Below are 17,475 nucleotides of genomic sequence, written 5' to 3' on the forward strand. Positions count from 1 at the left end.
GACACCTTAACTTAACTACCCGATGGTATTAGTTTTCTTTAACTTAATACCATTGAAGATCACTCTTACTCCTTACATCATTGAACAGCCACCTCTGTTGCCACCACGTTTATCATCTACTTCATAGTGGGCATTGAATTCTCTATTGATTTCATCTAATTCCTTTAAACCGTCAATATATGCATCATACATAGAAATGATTCCCTGTGAACAGCTATCACATAAACCATCTACTATACCTAATGCATCATTCACAATTCTTTCTCTCTGTTCTCTTGTTGTATTCTTGATTAGAATATCTTCTTTGATCATAGTAACCCCCTGTATTGTCCTTTGTCCTTGTGCTTAAATTTAATTGCGTTTACAGGACAATGATGTAAACATCTTAAACACATCATACACTGTTCTTTTCTAAATGTCACATGCTCTTTGATTTCTATCGCCTGTTCAGGGCATTCTTTCGCACATAAGCCACAATGAATACAAGATTCATCAATGCTTAAGTTGTCTGTTTTTCTTACCTGTTTATATTGAAACGAACAGGCCTTATTAATAAGAACTGGGACTGTTCCTTTCAAGTAATCACCTATTCTTCTTTCCTTGATCTGTGTAATGATTTCTTCTATTTGAGATTCTATTTGAGATTCTATCTTTTCATTTTTAGATGCATCATACATAGGAATATACGTATCAACCATTCTAACACCATACATCGCATAAAAACCTGTCCCCTTTTTCTGCATGATCTTGTTGGCCTCTTTCCCAATATTACCTGGTTTACCACCATAAGTGACGACTAGATATAAATAAGATTTGGAAGAGACAGACAATCTTTCTAAGAAATCCTTCACTATATCAGGTAAACCAAAGAAATAAACAGGTGTGACAATACCAATTATTTCACCCTGTTTAATGCTTTGAGCTGATTCAATAGATTGCATAGTATCCTGTAATGACTTTGAGAGTACTTCTGCCACATAGTGGCTGTTTCCTGTTCCACTAAAATAATAAATCATTTCTATCTCCTAAAAAAGGAAACGCATTGCGTTTCCTTATGGTCTCATTCCTAATCCACCTTCAAGAGTGATTGTTTCACCAGTCATATATTTGAAGTCTGGAGAAGTTAATTGTACAACAACACGTCCGATTTCTTTTTCATTGTCACCAAAATGTCCCATAGGTGGTGTATGAACATTAGCCTTGAATGCTTCTGGATAAGCTTTTTCAAACTTTTCAAGCTGTGCAGTCCAAGCAAGTGGACATACAACGTTTACGTTGATACCATCTGCAGCCCATTCAGTTGCCGCAACACGTGTTAAACCACGGATACCTTCTTTTGCAGCAGCATAAGAGCACTGACCTTTGTTTCCGAATAATCCAGCACCAGATGCGAAGTTGATGACTGAACCTTTTGTTTCTTTTAAGTATGGATAACATGCTTTCATATAATAGAATGCTGCATATAATCCTGAATACATAGCTAAATCAAACTGTTCTGTAGTATGTTCTGCAAGAGATACACCAGATGCACTTGCCTGTGCATTATTCACTAATGCATCGATATGACCGAACTTTTCAATTGCCTTTTCAACAACTGACTTTACGACTGCTTCATTATCAGCACCTGCATTTACATCAGCCTGGACTGGAAGAACTTCTACATTATATAGTCTTTCAATTTCTTCTTTCGCATCTTCTAGTTTCTTTAGGTTACGTCCAGTAATCACAATATTTGCGCCTTCTTTCGCAAATGCTGTTACGATACCATAACCAATAGAACCACATGTACCATCTTCAAGTACAGCACGTCCACCACCAGTCACGATGACAGTCTTACCTTCTAAAAATCCCATATTATTTACCTTCTTTCTTTTTAATTTAAAGCGTTAATATAATTATACATGAAAAAATTATAATTGTGTAAAAATATAACGTATCTTAATTAATTCCTTTATCTACTTCATTCTTGTTAGGAATGCTGAACATTTCATTACTGATAATGTTTTCTGGATCATCCACACCCTGATTCAACAACATGATTAGTGATACCCAGACAAAGATATCATAAGGGTTGAAATACTTATTTTTTTCTAGGAAACGGAGCTTTGACTGTGCAAAGTTTATGATATTATCTCTATTTTCTATAATAAATTCATCGAGTTCATGAACATACATATAGCCTAGATTATGAAATCTTTTTACAACTCTCAATTCAGATATAATATATGGCTCTTCTTTGATTGATACATCGAACTGTTCACAGATGATCTGTGTTAATTCACTCATAATAGGAGAATCATGGTAATAAGTCATGAGAGAGTTATAGTTCAAGTCTGTCTTTAATACCTTCTCTATATGATCAATACCTCTGTTATATTCTTCTATATCATCTCTTATATTCACAAATTCTTCATCTAGTATTTCTAGAGTCGCACTGAGTCTTGTGAGTCTTCTACGAATATCCTTAGGAATTTCATATTGTGACTTATAACCTAGACCATGTTCTACTTCTGCCCAGGAATGCTGGAGAATAGTTCTAATCTGTATTTCAAAGATGATATGACGATAATCTGAGTACTCTATCATATTCAGTCTTGCTTCATTATATTTTACTAATAAATGAAGAGAGTTATAACCGAAATCAATACGGTCGTCATAGTTCTTCTTTCTCTTATCATTGTATTCCACAATATCAAAGTTCTCTTTAATCAACTTATAAATGACATCAATATCTGATTCAAATAATGTAATAATACGGCATGCAACGATATCTGTAATATCATTAACATCCTTGTACTTATGTTTTAAACAGATCTTACGTCTTAATGCATCTTCTGTTTTAATACGTATCGCAAAATTAGAAATCTTTATATTATTCTTTGTAATGATATTTTCAATAATATCTGTAATATCATGTTTTAATGAACGGTAAAGACTCTGATTGTCATAATATTGCTGGATGATATGATTTTCAATTCTTTTATCCATCTTTTACACCTCTTGTCTATCATATATATGATACATTAACTTAATGTGAAGAAAAAGCGAAAGATTAATTCTTTCGCTTTTGATGATTTCTTAAGTAATATATACCAGCCACACCTACAATAATAAATACTATAGATGTGAGTTGAGCCATACGGATAGGACCTAACATAAGTGAGTCTGTACGTAATCCTTCCACAAATACTCTCACAATACCATAACCGATAAAGTAAGAGAAGAACTGTTCACCTGTACATTGAGATTTTTTCTTAACTATAAGAATAATCACAAGAAAAACAATCAAGTTCCCTACTGATTCATAAAGGAATGTAGGATGATGGTATGCCCCCTCAATATACATATTATTGATAATAAATTGAGGAAGGTGTAATAACTTGAGGAAGTTTAAGGAAACAGCTGAACCAAATGCTTCATGGTTAAAGAAGTTTCCCCAGCGACCACATGCCTGCGCAATCAAGACACCTGGCATAATCGCATCTCCTGCCACAAAGAAAGGAATATCCTTCTTTTTAAAGAAGTAGTAGCTATAAATGAGTGCAGCTATGATTCCACCCTGTATCGCAAGTCCACCATGCCATATCGCAATAATTTCTTCAGGATGATATGCATAGAGTTCTTTCCACATGAAGATGACATACCAGATACGTGCACCAATGATCCCTGTCATGAGTACTCCAAAGAAGTAATCTGATAAGATTTCAGAACTATAGCCTAATTTCTTAAAATTATACTGACCTAGCATATAAGCGATGAATGCACCAATAATGATACATACTGCATACATATGAATCTGTAGACCACCGATTTTAAGAAATATATTATATTCTGGAAAGAATTGCATAACTTACACCTGCTTACTTTTAATGTTTTCAAGGATTCTATTCACAAATTCTTTACTTGAATCAAATCCAGAATCCTTAAGCTGCATATTCATGACAGCTGCTTCAATAATAACTGACATAGAACGTCCACCAGTCACTGGTACAACAATCTTAGGAATAGGAACTGAAAGGATATCTTCTGTCACATCATCTTCTTCTACTCCAATACGTCTATATTCACGAGATGGTAACCATCTTTCTAACTGAATAATAAGGTCTACCTTTTCTTTTGGAAGAACACTGGCAGCCCCAAACATCTTAGATGCATCAATAACACCAATACCACGAATTTCTAGTAAGTTCTTTAAGACAGTGGGTGCTTTCCCAATAATAGACTGACCAATATGATAAAGTTCAACTGCATCATCCGCAATGAGCTGATGTCCTCTCTTAATGAGTTCTAAGGCTATTTCGGATTTACCAATACCGCTATCCCCTTTAATAATGACACCTTTACCATAAATATTTAAGAATACACCATGGATCTGTGTTTCAGGTGCTAAGAGTTCGTCTAACTTACCCATTAAGTTAATAGAAACTCTTCCTGTTGCCATCTCTGTTTCAAAGATTGGGAAATTTCTCTTACGTGCGATATTTTTAAGAATCTCTGGTGCTTCATATCCCTTCGCAATAATGATACAAGGTGTTTCATCATTCACAAGTTTAGAGAAACATGCCAGCTGACTCTCTTTTGTCATTTCTCTAATGAATATATTTTCTTTATCACCTAATAGAATAATTCTTCTAAAATCACTATGTTTAAAGAAGCCTGCAAGTTCAAATCCAGGACGGTTGATTTCTGCGACAAATACTTCTCTTTCTAAAGATTCTTCATCTCCAGATACAAGTTTATAGGCTGGATTATTCATCAAGTCTTTTAGTTTTACGGACTTTCCCATAAAATACCTCCTTACAATAGGTTCTTAAGAAAGCGTCCTGTATGGCTCTTTTCACACTTTGCAACCTTTTCAGGGGTGCCTTCTACGACTATTGTACCACCATTGTCGCCGCCTTCCAATCCTAAATCAATGATGTGATCTGCGACCTTGATCACATCTAAATTATGCTCAATAACTAAGACTGTATCACCATTATCCACAATCTTCTGTAATACACTAATCAATCTATTCACATCATCACTATGTAAACCTGTTGTAGGTTCATCAAGAATATATAATGTTTTTCCAGTTGAACGCTTCTGTAATTCAGATGCAAGCTTCACTCTTTGTGCTTCACCACCAGAAAGTGTTGTCGCACTTTGACCAAGTTTAATATAACCAAGACCTACATCATAAAGTGCTTTAAGTTTAGTATAAATACGAGGAAGATTTTCAAAGAAAGAAAGTGATTCTTCCACAGTCATTTCTAATACATCATAGATGTTCTTATCTTTATAAGTCACCTGTAATGTTTCTTCATTATAACGATGCCCATGACATTCTTCACAAGGTACATAAACATCTGGAAGGAAGTTCATAGAGATACGCTTTACACCATCTCCCTGACATGCTTCACAACGTCCACCCTTCACATTAAATGAGAAACGTCCTTTATCATATCCACGTATTTTGGCTTCTGGTGTTTTCGCAAATAAATCACGAATATCATCAAAGACACCTGTATATGTCACAGGATTAGAACGTGGTGTACGACCAATTGGTTCCTGTGATACTTCAATCACTTTATCAATATTCTCTATACCACGTATTTCTTTATGTTTACCTGGCAATTCACGTGAACGATAAATCTTAGCACGAAGTGCTTTACATAAAATATCATTCACTAATGTAGACTTACCTGAACCAGATACACCCGTTACCGCAATAAACTTACCGAGTGGGAACTTCACATTAATATTCTTCAGGTTATGTTCCTTAGCCCCACGTACTTCTAAATAAAGGCCATTGCCTTTATGTCTTGTTTTTGGTACATCAATTTTCTTTCTACCAGATAAATAATCACCTGTAATAGAATTTTCATTGGCAGCTACTTCTTCAGGTGTACCATATGCAATCACCTGTCCACCATGAATACCTGCACCAGGACCAATATCCACAATATAATCAGAAGCACGCATTGTATCCTCATCATGTTCTACGACAAGCACACTATTTCCTAGATCACGCATTTCCTGTAGTGTATGAATGAGTTTCTCATTGTCTCTTTGATGAAGTCCGATAGAAGGTTCATCTAATACATAAAGAACACCCGTCAAGCGTGAACCAATCTGAGTTGCTAGACGAATACGCTGTGCTTCACCACCGGATAAGCCACCTGCACGTCTAGAAAGTGTTAAATAACCTAATCCTACTTCATTAAGGAAAGTTAAACGATCATGTATTTCTTTTAAGATCAAATGTGCAATCTTTTCTTCCATTTCTGAAAGTTTTAAATTCTCTACAAATTCTAAGGCTTTCTCAATAGAGAGATTTGTGAATTCAATGATATTTAAACCACCTACTTGTACACTTAGAACCATTTCATTAAGTCTTGCACCTTTACAAGTTGGACATGTATGTTCAGCCATAAATGATGCATACCATTCCTTAGACCATTTAGAAGATGTTTCTTCATAACGTCTCTGGATCAGCGTCACAACACCTTCAATATAATTTGTAGTACGAGAAACATTACCAGAAGAAGAGACAATTGTATAAGTAATAGGATCATGAGAACCAGTAAAGATAATATCTCTTTCTTCTTCATCAAAATCCTTTAAAGGCTTATCTAAATCAATATGATAATATTCGCATAGTTTCAAGAAACGCTGCCATTCAATACGATCAGTCCCTACTGCTGTCTTGAAATAACGAATACCGCCTTCATTAATACTCAAGTTCCAGTCAGGTACTAATAAGTCTAAATCAACTTCTTCCTTAATTCCTAACCCTTTACAATCAGGACAGGCACCTAATGGGTTATTAAAAGAGAATAAACGTGGTTCCAGCTTAGGAACAGAGAACCCACAAATAGGACAGGCATAATTAGAAGAGAAAAGCTTTTCAGTCCCCTGTGTAAGGTTCTCTACTAATGCTTCACCATCTGTTAGTTTTAAAGCTGTTTCTAAGGATTCAATAAGACGTGTACGATATCCTTCTTTTTTCTTTATACGATCGACAATGACATCGATGGTATGCTTTTTATTTTTTTCTAGCGTAATGTCTTCATCAAGAGTATACATATTTCCATCTACCTTGACTCTGACATACCCTTCTTTTCTTAATTTATCAAAGAGATCTTTATGTGTTCCCTTCTGATTCATCGCCATACGTGCAAGTATCTGAAGTTTATCTCCATCATCATATGTATCCACAATATCACCCATCTGTTTTAAAGTCTGGGCTTCTATCTTAATCCCATGATGAGGACAATAAGCATGTCCTACACGCGCATATAATAGACGTAAATAATCATAAATTTCTGTCACTGTACCAACAGTAGAACGTGGGTTATTAGATGTTGTTTTCTGATCAATCGCAATAGCTGGTGATAAACCTTCTATTGAATCCACATCAGGTTTTTCCATTCCACCTAAGAACTGTCTTGCATAAGAATTCAATGACTCTACATAACGTCTCTGACCTTCTGCATAGATTGTATCAAACGCAAGAGATGTCTTCCCACTTCCTGATAAACCTGTCATAATCACAAGTTTATTTTTAGGAATATCTATATCCACATTTTTGAGGTTATTGACACGCGCACCCCTCACTGCAATGACATCCTGTTTCATTCTTCAACCTCCTTATAATCACTTCTTTGTTTAAACCCTGTAATTGATAATCATAGGCCAGAGAAAGGATTTTAGAATAATCCTGATGATTCTCAAAGCCTTCTTGAATTAAGTCCTTACCTGTCACAATAGGAACAGGGGCATGGTCTCCACAAATAGACACCATTTCTTCTATATATTCATTCAATTCATTGATAGAAGCACTTGTAACCATACCTCTTCCTAACTTATCACATCTTGCAAGATAGAGAAGATCCTTTAAAGGCGCTTTCTGATCAATCGCTTTTAAAAAGCGTAAGAATTTAATCTTTCTTGCATGATTACGAGAAAATGTAGGTAATACCATATGATATTGAATCATAGTATAAATATATTTCTTCTGTTTATGAGAGAGAATTAGATCCACCTTTTCATCAAAAAGAGCGGCTCCTTCTTCTGCATGACCATAAGCATGTCCTTCTGGCGTTGTTACAAGTGGTTTACCTATATCATGTAATAAAGCGCTCCACATAAACCATAATGGTTCACTTGTATGATGCTTACATAATGCCGCTAAATCAGTCACCAGCATTGTATGATTCCAGACACTGCCTTCTGGATGATAGTCTGTTCTTTGATGGGTTGTATCTAAATCCTGTAAGTAGAATGGAAGACCATGAATATCTCTTAAGAAATTGAGTCCCTGTGAAGGATATAATCCCATCAATATCTTACAGTATTCTGTATAAATACGTTCTGTGCTGAGAGTATCTAATCCCCCTTCTTCCACAATGGATTGACACAGATTCTTTGTGTCTGGATCCATCTTGAAGCCATAACGTGACATAAAGGAGGCACCTCTTAATACACGTAGTGGATCTTCTGAGAAATGATTTCCATTTGTTGCACGAAGAATACCATTCTTTAAATCTTTCTGCCCTGAATAGAAATCAATAACTGTTCCTGTTTCTATATCATATAACATACTATTAATTGTAAAATCTCTTCTTGCACAGGCTTTTTCTAAAGGAAGATTAGGATCCACAATCACATTAAAATCCTGATGCTTGAGTCCTGTTTTTTCTTCTATTCTTGGTAAGGCGAATTCATAGCCTTCAAGAGTAGACAAATGAACCACCGCAAATGCGGCACCCATAACCTGTACTGTTCCAAAAGGAGACAATACTTCCTTTAAAGCCTCAAAAGAGAGATGATGTACTTCTACATCAATATCTTTAGATTTTCTTTTTAATAGAAAATCACGTACACACCCTCCTACTAGATATACATGTCCTCCTGCCTGTTTAATTGCCTCAAAGACATCTAATGCGAGAGGTGTGAGATTAAATTTACTTTCCATCTTTAATCTCCTCTATCATATCTCGAAGTTCCATAGCACGTTCAAAATCAAGCACCTTCGCTGCTTCTTTCATCTGTCTTTCTAATTCTTCAAGAAGAACCTTCTTATCCTTCTTAGGTGCCTTACGGCCTTTCTTGACAATCTTCTGTGCTTCATCAATGACTTCCTGACCATGGATAGCTTCTCTAATTTCTTTCTTAATTGTGGTTGGAGTAATACCATGAGCCTTATTATAAGCTTCCTGTATTTCTCTACGACGACTTGTTTCATCAATGGCACGCTGCATAGAATCAGTGATACGGTCTGCATACATAATAACATGACCATCCGCATTTCTTGCCGCACGACCAATTGTCTGGATCAACGAACGTTCACTTCTCAAGAAACCTTCCTTATCTGCATCTAAGATACATACAAGAGAGACTTCTGGAAGATCTAAACCTTCTCTTAATAAGTTAATACCAATCAAGACATCATATTTACCTAAACGCAAATCTCTTAATATTTCTGTACGTTCTAATGTCTTTGTTTCTGAATGAAGATAAGCAACCTTTAAACCAAATTCCTTAAGATAATCAGTTAAATCTTCAGCCATTCTCTTTGTGAGAGTTGTAATAAGTACACGTTCATTTCTTTCTATACGTAACTGTATTTCACTAATAATATCATCAATCTGATCTTCTATTGGACGTACTTCAATAATAGGATCTAATAATCCTGTAGGACGAATTATCTGTTCAACAAATTCACCATGTACACCTTCTAATTCATAATCACCTGGTGTGGCAGATACAAATATTGCCTGGGGAATAAGTTTTTCAAACTCTTCAAAACGAAGTGGTCTATTGTCCAATGCACTTGGTAAACGGAAACCATATTCTACCAATGTTTCTTTACGACTTCTATCTCCGTTAAACATACCTCTGATCTGTGGAAGCATAACATGAGATTCATCGACAATAAGCAAGAAATCATCAGGGAAATAATCTATTAAACAATAAGGTCTTTCTCCTGGCTTTCTTCCATCAATATGACGTGAATAGTTTTCAATACCTGGGCAGATACCTACCTCTCTCAACATTTCAATATCATGTCTTGTACGGTTATCTATTCTTTCATACTCAAGTGGTTTTGCGACATCCTGGTAATACTGCAGACGATCTTTTAATTCTTCTTCGATCGTATCACAGGCATGAAGCATCTTTTCTCGGCTGGTAATATATTCTTCAGCCGGATAAATCGTATATGTATTATAAGAGGCCTGAACATGACCAGTGAGAGGATCAACCTCAGTAATACGATCTACTTCATCACCAAATAATTCAATACGTATAATATAAGACTCAGTATGACCTGGTACTATTTCAATCACATCACCACGTACTCTAAAAGTACCTTTGACCTGGTCCATATCATTTCTAGTATATTGTCTATCTACTAAGAATGTGAGTAATTCACGTCTATCAATTTCCTGACCCACACGTAAAGAGAAGATCATTTCCTGATAGCTCTGTGGATTACCTAAACCATAAATAGCGGCCACAGATGCCACAACAATCGTATCTTTTCTTTCTAATAAAGAATTCATAGCAGCAGCTCTTAACATTTCTATCTCTTCATTTGTTTGTGATTCTTTATCAATATATGTATCACTCTTAGGAATATAGGCTTCTGGCTGATAGAAATCGAAGTTTGAAATAAAGTATTCTACACGGTTTTCTGGAAAGAATTCCTTTAATTCACTATAAAGCTGTCCAGCCAATGTTTTATTGTGTGATAGTACAAGAGTGGGTTTATTCACCTGTGCAATCACATTCGCAAAGGTAAATGTCTTACCAGTCCCTGTACCACCTAATAGTACCTGTGTCTTTTTTCCTTGATGAATTCCTTCAACAAGTTCTTTAATAGCTTCTGGCTGGTCACCCATTGGTTTAAATTTTGATACAAGTTTGTAAGACATATAATCCCTTCTTTCTATATTAAAGTAAGTACTTTCTGTAATGTATTATCATATTCCTTATGACTTAATCTTTCTGCAAGAACACTAACCATACATTCTTGATCACTGTATTCTAATACACCATCTACAATTAAACCATGATCCTGTTCAAAACGTTTAAGAGCATCACTTGCACCCTGTGAGAAATAACCATCTGTACGACCTGGATTATACCCCAGTATTTCTAATAATCTTTCCATAACAATAATAGAATTATTCACATTATCCACATAATACTTATCACTATAATAAGTGAAATAAGCAGATAAGAGTGACTGATCCTCTACTGTCACATCAGGAGTCCATCCCTTCTTATTAATATTCACACCCTTAGGTGTATACCACTTTGCATAAGTATATTTCAATACAGAACCATCGGATAAGTTTGTCTGTGCCTGGATAGTACCTTTACCATAAGACTGCTGACCAATGAGTTTATATCCCTGTATTTCTTTAAATGTACCTGCGCATAATTCTGATGCACTAGCTGTTCCACCATTCATTAAAATATAACCATTAGAAAATGCATAATGGGTCTTTGTATTATCCTTATATGTTTCAGTCTGACCCTTTTTATTCTTAACAGTAAAGAGTGTTTCCCCTTTCTCATTAAATAAAGAAAGTAGATCTCTAGCGGCAGTAATATAACCCCCACCATTTCCTCTTAAGTCTAGAATAATATCTGATACATTCTGTTTCTTAAACTCTTTTAAAGCTGTTTCTACATGTTGTGCTGTTGTATCTCCAAAAGTAGAAATATTCACATAACCATATACTTTATTATTTATAGTGCCTACATAATAAGTGACATCAGAACTGAAGTTCTTACGTACTGCTTTCGCATTCAAAGTCTGTTGAAGTCTTTTTACCTTTAAAGAAACTTCTGTACCTTCATTTCCTTTAATATGTTCCTGCATTTCTGTACTAGTCAAACCACTGAGTGATTTATTATCTGCTTCAGTAATAATATCTCCAGCCTTAAGTCCAGCCTTTTCAGCACTGCTTCCTTCTATAATACCAGTCAATAAAGCACCACTATGAACTGGAGAGAAATAAACACCAATACCACTGTAATTACCATTAATATCACTATTAAATTCTTTATTTTCCTGAGAAGACATAAAAGAGGAATGTGAGTCTCCCAGCCCATCTACTAACCCTTGAATCATACGATCCTGAATAGATGTTTTAGAATCTGTTGTATCTAACCAATTATTATTTAATAGCTCTACTACTTCATCTACTAGTGTAAGATTTGTTTTCTCATTCGCATTTGCGCTGTTATTATGGAATACTAGATAACCACTGCCAAAACCAAGGGCTAAACAAAGTACCCCAATTACTATATATTTGATTAATAAACTTTTCTTTCTTTTATTTAGTTCCACGTTCAAGTCACCTCGTTTCATTATTTTATCATAACATTGATGTTTTGAGTAGAAACTTGACCCAAAAAGAAAAGATCCCTATACAGGGATCTTCCATTATTTAATTCAGATCTGATTAAGCTAATTCTGAGAAATACTTGATTGTCTTAACCATGTTAGAAGTGAATGAGTTTTCATTGTCGTACCAAGATACAACCTGAACTTCACTATTTCCATCAGGTAAAGCGTTAACCATAGTCTGAGTTGCGTCAAATAATGAACCGTAAGTCATTCCAACGATGTCAGAAGATACGATTTCGTCTTCATTGTAACCGAATGAATCAGTTGCAGCAGCCTTCATAGCAGCGTTAACTTCATCAACAGTAACAGTACCCTTAACAACAGCTGTTAAAACTGTAGTTGATCCAGTTGGAACTGGTACACGAACTGCAGAACCGATTAATTTACCATTTAATTCTGGGATAACTAAACCGATAGCTTTTGCAGCACCTGTAGATGAAGGTACGATGTTAACTGCAGCAGCTCTAGATCTTCTTAAGTTACCTTTTCTCTGTGGTCCATCAAGAAGCATCTGGTCACCAGTGTAACCATGAACTGTTAACATGATACCACCCTGGATTTCTGCTAACTTGTTTAATGCATCAGCCATTGGAGCTAAGCAGTTTGTAGTACAAGAAGCTGCAGAGATAACCTGATCATCTGCTGTTAATGTTTCGTTGTTTACGTTGAATACGATAGTCTTAAGATCGTTTCCAGCTGGAGCTGAAATAACAACCTTCTTAGCACCTGCATTGATATGAGCCTGAGCCTTTTCCTTAGATGTATAGAATCCTGAACACTCAAGAACAACATCTACACCGATTTCTCCCCATGGGCAGTTGTTTGCATCTGGCTCTTTGTAGATCTTAATTGTCTGACCCTTAACTGTAATTGTACCAGCTTCATCATCAGCAGTAACCTGATCTTCTTCACCAAAACCAACATATCTTCCCTGTGATGAATCATACTTTAAAAGATGAGCTAACATCTTAGGGCTTGTTAAATCGTTAATAGCGACTACTTCATATCCTTCTGCACCGAACATCTGTCTGAATGCAAGTCTACCGATACGTCCAAAACCATTAATTGCAACTTTTACTGACATAAATTAAATCCTCCTAAATATTATTGATTAATTGAGTTTGTTAATAAAAAATCAACTACGATGTATTGTACATAATCTAATCCAAAATATCAAGTGCAAATTGCCTTTTTTTACAAAATATACTTAATTTTTTGTAAAAATTTTAACAAACACACTGTAAATACTTTTTAAATTAATACAATTACAATTATGATGAAAAAAATTTTATACATATTAATCACAATTCGACGGGCATTTATACCAGAGAAACCGCAGACTAAATGTTAGCTCTGGTGCTGTGACAAATGCCATTTTGTGATGCCTGTATTTTTAAGAAAAGATAAAATAAAGCTGCTACACTATGAATTATTTACACAATATAAGGTCCGGTAATAAATTAAAATCCGCTATATATTATATAACTTCAACGTAACAGCCTGTTTTTATTAAAGCATTATTAAATTATTTGGTTAATTCTTTCTTTATACATTCAGCTATATTGTTAGCATGATCTGACATTCTTTCAAGATTAGAGAGAATATCAAGAAAAACAACTCCATTAGATGGTTTACATTTTCCCTGGGAAAGTCTCTGTATATGCTTATCCCTTAATTCTTCTTCTAATTCATCCACACCATCTTCAATACGCATAACCTCATCAGCAATACTGCCATCCTGTAATTCTCTCGCTTCAACAGCCTTTTCAAAGCTGTGATATACTTTATCACCTATAAGACGCAGCTCACTTGAACCGTTTTCTGAAAATACAATATTATTTTCTATCTTATATTTTGCTAGCTCTGCAAGATTTTCAGCGTGATCCGATACTCTTTCTATGTCAATTATGGCATGAAAAAGGTTGTTCACGAGAAAATGCTGTTTCTCGCTAATGGAAAGATTATTAACTCTTATAAGATAATCTGTAAGATATTTTTCATACAGATCAACCTTATGCTCTATCTCATATACCTTATCTATTGCATCCTGATCATTAGTCTGGATAGCCTGCTGTGCATATGCAATATTAGACAATGACAGACGTCCCATTATGGCGACTTCTTTGACAGCACGTTCAACTGCTACTGATGGCTGTTCTAATATTCTTGAATCAAAATGACGTGATATCTCTACAGCATCCTTATCATTAGAATCAACATCAGTACTGATTGAAGTATCCTTCTTTTCCATTATGATAAGTCCTGAAAGCTTAACAAGCTGGTTAGCAAATGGGAACATAACAGCCGTACATGTAATATTAAAGAATGTGTGGAATATTGAAATCTCAACACTATTAATATTATAAGAAGCAAGCTGTGGGAATATCATAAATAGTACAAAGCCAATTGTACCAAATAATACAGCTCCTGCAACATTAAATAACAGATGCATACATGCAGCTCTCTTAGCTGTTCTTGTCGTTCCGGCACTTGAAATAATAGCGGTTACACATGAGCCAATATTCTGTCCCAATGTAATATATAATGCCGCATTTGTAGTAACAATCCCGCTTATTGCAAGTGTCTGCAATATACCTACAGATGCAGATGAACTCTGTAAAATAGCTGTTACGATTATACCTATAAGTATTCCAAGAAATGGATTACTTCCAACCACTTTAAATGCCTGTGCAAAAATAGGTGCATCCGTGTAAGGGGCAATTGAACTTGACATAAAGTATAAGCCCTCAAATAATAAACCAATACCTACTATAATCTCACCAATATTTTTAGTCTTGCCTGTTTTTGCAAAAAGTATTACAAAAGCTCCAATTCCTATTAACAGAGGTGCATAAAAAGATGGCTGCATTACCTTAACAGCATCACCTAACTGCCCTAAAGATACAATCCATGCTGTTATTGTAGTACCAATATTGGCACCCATTATAACACCAACAGCCTGTACAAGGCTCATAAGTCCTGCATTAACAAAACCAACCACCATAACTGTAGTGGCGCCACTGCTCTGTATTATTGCTGTAATTAAAGCTCCGACCAATACTGCCAGAAGCCTGTTTCTTGTAAGATATCCAAGCAGCTTCTTCATCTTACCACCTGCTGATTTCTGCATACCATCAGCCATAATGTTCATACCGTACAGGAACATTCCTATACCGCCCGCAAATTCAAATAAACTACTAACGTACCCGATATTCACTTTGTCTCCCGTCTGCACTAATATTTTACTGCTAATGAAAATTTATATCAATATAAGTCCGCTGTTAATACTATGATGTAAATGTCCCCAATTATGAAGTCTTCCTGCTTTAAACTAATATTTTAAATTTTTATCACTTATATTATATAAAATGTAAAATCTGTGTGCTTTTTATGTAAAATTTATTTAACATTTCCTTTACATAATAACAATTTAAAATAATATTTTCAACAAGAAAACTTAATTCTGACAAGATATTATTAAATTTGACAATAATATGTGCAAAAAAAATAATAATATGTTACACTTTGCTTAAGTTTTGTATTTTTGTTTAAGAAATGGAGATTTTTATGTTACATAATAATAATTTATCAGATTTTCATATCCACTCTTATTTTTCATCAGATTCCAAGGCTGAGCCGGAAGATATTATAAAGACCGCTATCAGGCTGGGGCTTAAAAGAATATGTTTTACTGACCACAACGATTATGATTATCCTTTAGAGAATGGAAATGTTGTATTTCAACTTGATTTTGACAGCTATGTAGCACATATAGCACAGCTTCGTGATAAATATTCAGGCAAAATCGACATATATACCGGTGTAGAACAGGGACTTCAAAAGCATCTGTGCAGACGAATTGATGAGTATGACAAAGATGGGCTTCTTGATTTTATTATAGGCTCATCCCACCTCGTATATGGTCAGGACCCATATTATAAAGAATATTGGGACAATCATTCTGTAAATGATAGTATTTTAAATTACTTCCAGAGCATAGCTGATAATATCAATTCGTGCCATAATTATGATGTATATGGTCATCTGGACTATATTATAAGATATGCTCCTAATCAGGACAAAGACTATAACTGGAAAGCGTATTCTGATATAATTGATGATATATTAAAATCCCTGATTAATAATGGAAAAGGAATTGAGATTAATACTGCAGGTTTAAAATACGGTCTTAATGAACCAAATCCGTGTCATGGCATTGTAAAACGTTATAAAGAGCTTGGCGGAGAGATTATTACAACCGGTTCTGATGCTCATTTACCTGAACATATTGCCTATGATTTTAACATAATAAGTGATTACCTTACATCGGCAGGTTTTAAATATTATACAATCTTTTCAAAGAGAAAGCCGGAATTTATACATTTATAGTTTAAAAAAAGCGAATTTAAATAGCTATTATCAATACAAGACTTTATGGTTTTATTTCTGTTTGTATATCCGGCAAAGGTTACACTATGCATGGATTGCAGAGCCGCTGATATAAAAAAACAGCAGAACTGACCAGCGGCTCGCAGCAGGATCAGCCTGCGGACTCTTAATGATAACAGATAATAAATATTTTATCAGAAATTGACATTTTTATGATATTTGTACAATTAATAAATACGTTTCCATCACATTGATAATTTTCTAAGTTCATATACATCCTTTCGCAGACATTCAATTACATAATCCATCTGTCCCCTCGTTATCTCTTCATTGATGGTCAGTCTGACTGTTCCATGAACAAGTTCATCATTAAGACCTATAGCGCGCAGTACATGAGAACCCTCTTTACTTGCCGATGAACATGCCGAACCGGCAGATGCGCAGATTCCCTGCTCATCTAACATGGCAATTAAGGCAGCGCCATCAATATTTTTGAAACAGAAACTGCAATTATTAGGCAGACGGTTTCTTATGCTTCCATTTAACTTAGAACCGGGTATCATTGAAAGAACTCTGTTTATCATATAATTTCTCAATTCACTCTCGCGGCTTATCCGATGCTTTCTGTTATGCATTGCTATCGCTGCCGCCTTTGCAAATCCAATTATGCCTGCGACATT

General features: G+C 35.1%; 14 protein-coding genes. 1 reads left to right on the plus strand and 13 read right to left on the minus strand.

What is annotated here, in order from left to right:
- Window positions 1–72: 72 nt before the first annotated feature.
- The 12 genes from QZQ55_RS07365 to QZQ55_RS07420 all read right to left on the minus strand — a co-directional run bounded on the left by QZQ55_RS07365 (window position 73) and on the right by QZQ55_RS07420 (window position 15,623).
- Entirely contained in the window at window positions 73–312 is a 240-nt protein-coding gene (locus tag QZQ55_RS07365; RefSeq protein ID WP_295091744.1) for a purine biosynthesis protein PurH, read from the minus strand.
- On the minus strand, window positions 309–1,016 hold the full coding sequence (locus QZQ55_RS07370) for an EFR1 family ferrodoxin (protein WP_295091747.1): 708 nt from the start codon (window positions 1,014–1,016) through the stop codon (window positions 309–311). The genes QZQ55_RS07365 and QZQ55_RS07370 overlap by 4 nt, the downstream gene beginning before the upstream one ends.
- Before the next feature lie 36 nt (window positions 1,017–1,052).
- Window positions 1,053–1,853: an SDR family NAD(P)-dependent oxidoreductase gene (locus tag QZQ55_RS07375; protein ID WP_278242847.1), complete on the minus strand. Its 801-nt coding sequence runs from the start codon at window positions 1,851–1,853 to the stop codon at window positions 1,053–1,055.
- A gap of 85 nt (window positions 1,854–1,938) precedes the next feature.
- Complete coding sequence (locus QZQ55_RS07380; RefSeq protein ID WP_295091750.1) at window positions 1,939–2,988, minus strand: GTP pyrophosphokinase family protein; 1,050 nt, start codon at window positions 2,986–2,988, stop codon at window positions 1,939–1,941.
- 64 nt (window positions 2,989–3,052) lie between these two features.
- Window positions 3,053–3,847 (minus strand): prolipoprotein diacylglyceryl transferase, encoded by a 795-nt coding sequence (lgt, locus tag QZQ55_RS07385; protein ID WP_295091753.1) that lies wholly within the window; start codon window positions 3,845–3,847, stop codon window positions 3,053–3,055.
- 3 nt (window positions 3,848–3,850) lie between these two features.
- Window positions 3,851–4,786 carry an HPr(Ser) kinase/phosphatase gene (gene hprK / locus QZQ55_RS07390; RefSeq protein ID WP_295091756.1) on the minus strand — a complete coding sequence of 312 codons (936 nt, stop codon included), beginning with the start codon at window positions 4,784–4,786 and terminating at the stop codon, window positions 3,851–3,853.
- A gap of 11 nt (window positions 4,787–4,797) precedes the next feature.
- Window positions 4,798–7,620 (minus strand): excinuclease ABC subunit UvrA, encoded by a 2,823-nt coding sequence (uvrA, locus tag QZQ55_RS07395; RefSeq protein WP_295091760.1) that lies wholly within the window; start codon window positions 7,618–7,620, stop codon window positions 4,798–4,800.
- A complete protein-coding gene (locus QZQ55_RS07400; protein ID WP_295091763.1) occupies window positions 7,577–8,959 on the minus strand; it encodes a CCA tRNA nucleotidyltransferase in 1,383 nt (460 codons plus the stop codon). The genes uvrA and QZQ55_RS07400 overlap by 44 nt, the downstream gene beginning before the upstream one ends.
- Window positions 8,949–10,919, minus strand: coding sequence for an excinuclease ABC subunit UvrB (gene uvrB, locus QZQ55_RS07405; protein WP_295091766.1), 1,971 nt, complete (start codon window positions 10,917–10,919; stop codon window positions 8,949–8,951). Before uvrB ends, QZQ55_RS07400 begins: the two co-directional genes overlap by 11 nt.
- A 14-nt stretch (window positions 10,920–10,933) precedes the next feature.
- On the minus strand, window positions 10,934–12,346 hold the full coding sequence (locus QZQ55_RS07410; RefSeq protein ID WP_295091769.1) for a S41 family peptidase: 1,413 nt from the start codon (window positions 12,344–12,346) through the stop codon (window positions 10,934–10,936).
- A gap of 115 nt (window positions 12,347–12,461) precedes the next feature.
- The gene (gene gap, locus QZQ55_RS07415) at window positions 12,462–13,490 is read right to left on the minus strand and encodes a type I glyceraldehyde-3-phosphate dehydrogenase (protein WP_295091772.1); all 1,029 of its coding nucleotides are present in this window, start codon (window positions 13,488–13,490) and stop codon (window positions 12,462–12,464) included.
- Between the two features lie 441 nt (window positions 13,491–13,931).
- Complete coding sequence (locus tag QZQ55_RS07420) at window positions 13,932–15,623, minus strand: Na/Pi cotransporter family protein (protein WP_295091775.1); 1,692 nt, start codon at window positions 15,621–15,623, stop codon at window positions 13,932–13,934.
- Window positions 15,624–15,973: 350 nt separating this feature from the next.
- On the opposite strand from QZQ55_RS07420, the gene QZQ55_RS07425 reads away from it, so the two are divergent.
- Complete coding sequence (locus QZQ55_RS07425) at window positions 15,974–16,795, plus strand: histidinol-phosphatase HisJ family protein (protein WP_295091778.1); 822 nt, start codon at window positions 15,974–15,976, stop codon at window positions 16,793–16,795.
- A 245-nt stretch (window positions 16,796–17,040) separates the two neighbouring features.
- Here QZQ55_RS07425 and QZQ55_RS07430 read toward each other — a convergent pair.
- Window positions 17,041–17,475: aminotransferase class V-fold PLP-dependent enzyme (locus QZQ55_RS07430; protein WP_295091781.1), on the minus strand; the 435-nt coding region annotated here is incomplete at its 5' end.

Source organism: uncultured Catenibacterium sp. (genome assembly GCF_900540665.1).
In the GTDB taxonomy this organism is placed as follows: domain Bacteria; phylum Bacillota_I; class Bacilli_A; order Erysipelotrichales; family Coprobacillaceae; genus Catenibacterium.

Coding starts and splice junctions, on each gene's coding strand:
- QZQ55_RS07375 (WP_278242847.1), bottom strand. CDS start 1,853: ATGGGATTTTTAGAAGGTAAGACTGTCATCGTGACTGGTGGTGGACGT.
- QZQ55_RS07365 (WP_295091744.1), bottom strand. CDS start 312: ATGATCAAAGAAGATATTCTAATCAAGAATACAACAAGAGAACAGAGA.
- lgt (WP_295091753.1), bottom strand. CDS start 3,847: ATGCAATTCTTTCCAGAATATAATATATTTCTTAAAATCGGTGGTCTA.
- QZQ55_RS07370 (WP_295091747.1), bottom strand. CDS start 1,016: ATGATTTATTATTTTAGTGGAACAGGAAACAGCCACTATGTGGCAGAA.
- gap (WP_295091772.1), bottom strand. CDS start 13,490: ATGTCAGTAAAAGTTGCAATTAATGGTTTTGGACGTATCGGTAGACTT.
- hprK (WP_295091756.1), bottom strand. CDS start 4,786: ATGGGAAAGTCCGTAAAACTAAAAGACTTGATGAATAATCCAGCCTAT.
- uvrB (WP_295091766.1), bottom strand. CDS start 10,919: ATGTCTTACAAACTTGTATCAAAATTTAAACCAATGGGTGACCAGCCA.
- QZQ55_RS07380 (WP_295091750.1), bottom strand. CDS start 2,988: ATGGATAAAAGAATTGAAAATCATATCATCCAGCAATATTATGACAAT.
- uvrA (WP_295091760.1), bottom strand. CDS start 7,620: ATGAAACAGGATGTCATTGCAGTGAGGGGTGCGCGTGTCAATAACCTC.
- QZQ55_RS07400 (WP_295091763.1), bottom strand. CDS start 8,959: ATGGAAAGTAAATTTAATCTCACACCTCTCGCATTAGATGTCTTTGAG.
- QZQ55_RS07425 (WP_295091778.1), top strand. CDS start 15,974: ATGTTACATAATAATAATTTATCAGATTTTCATATCCACTCTTATTTT.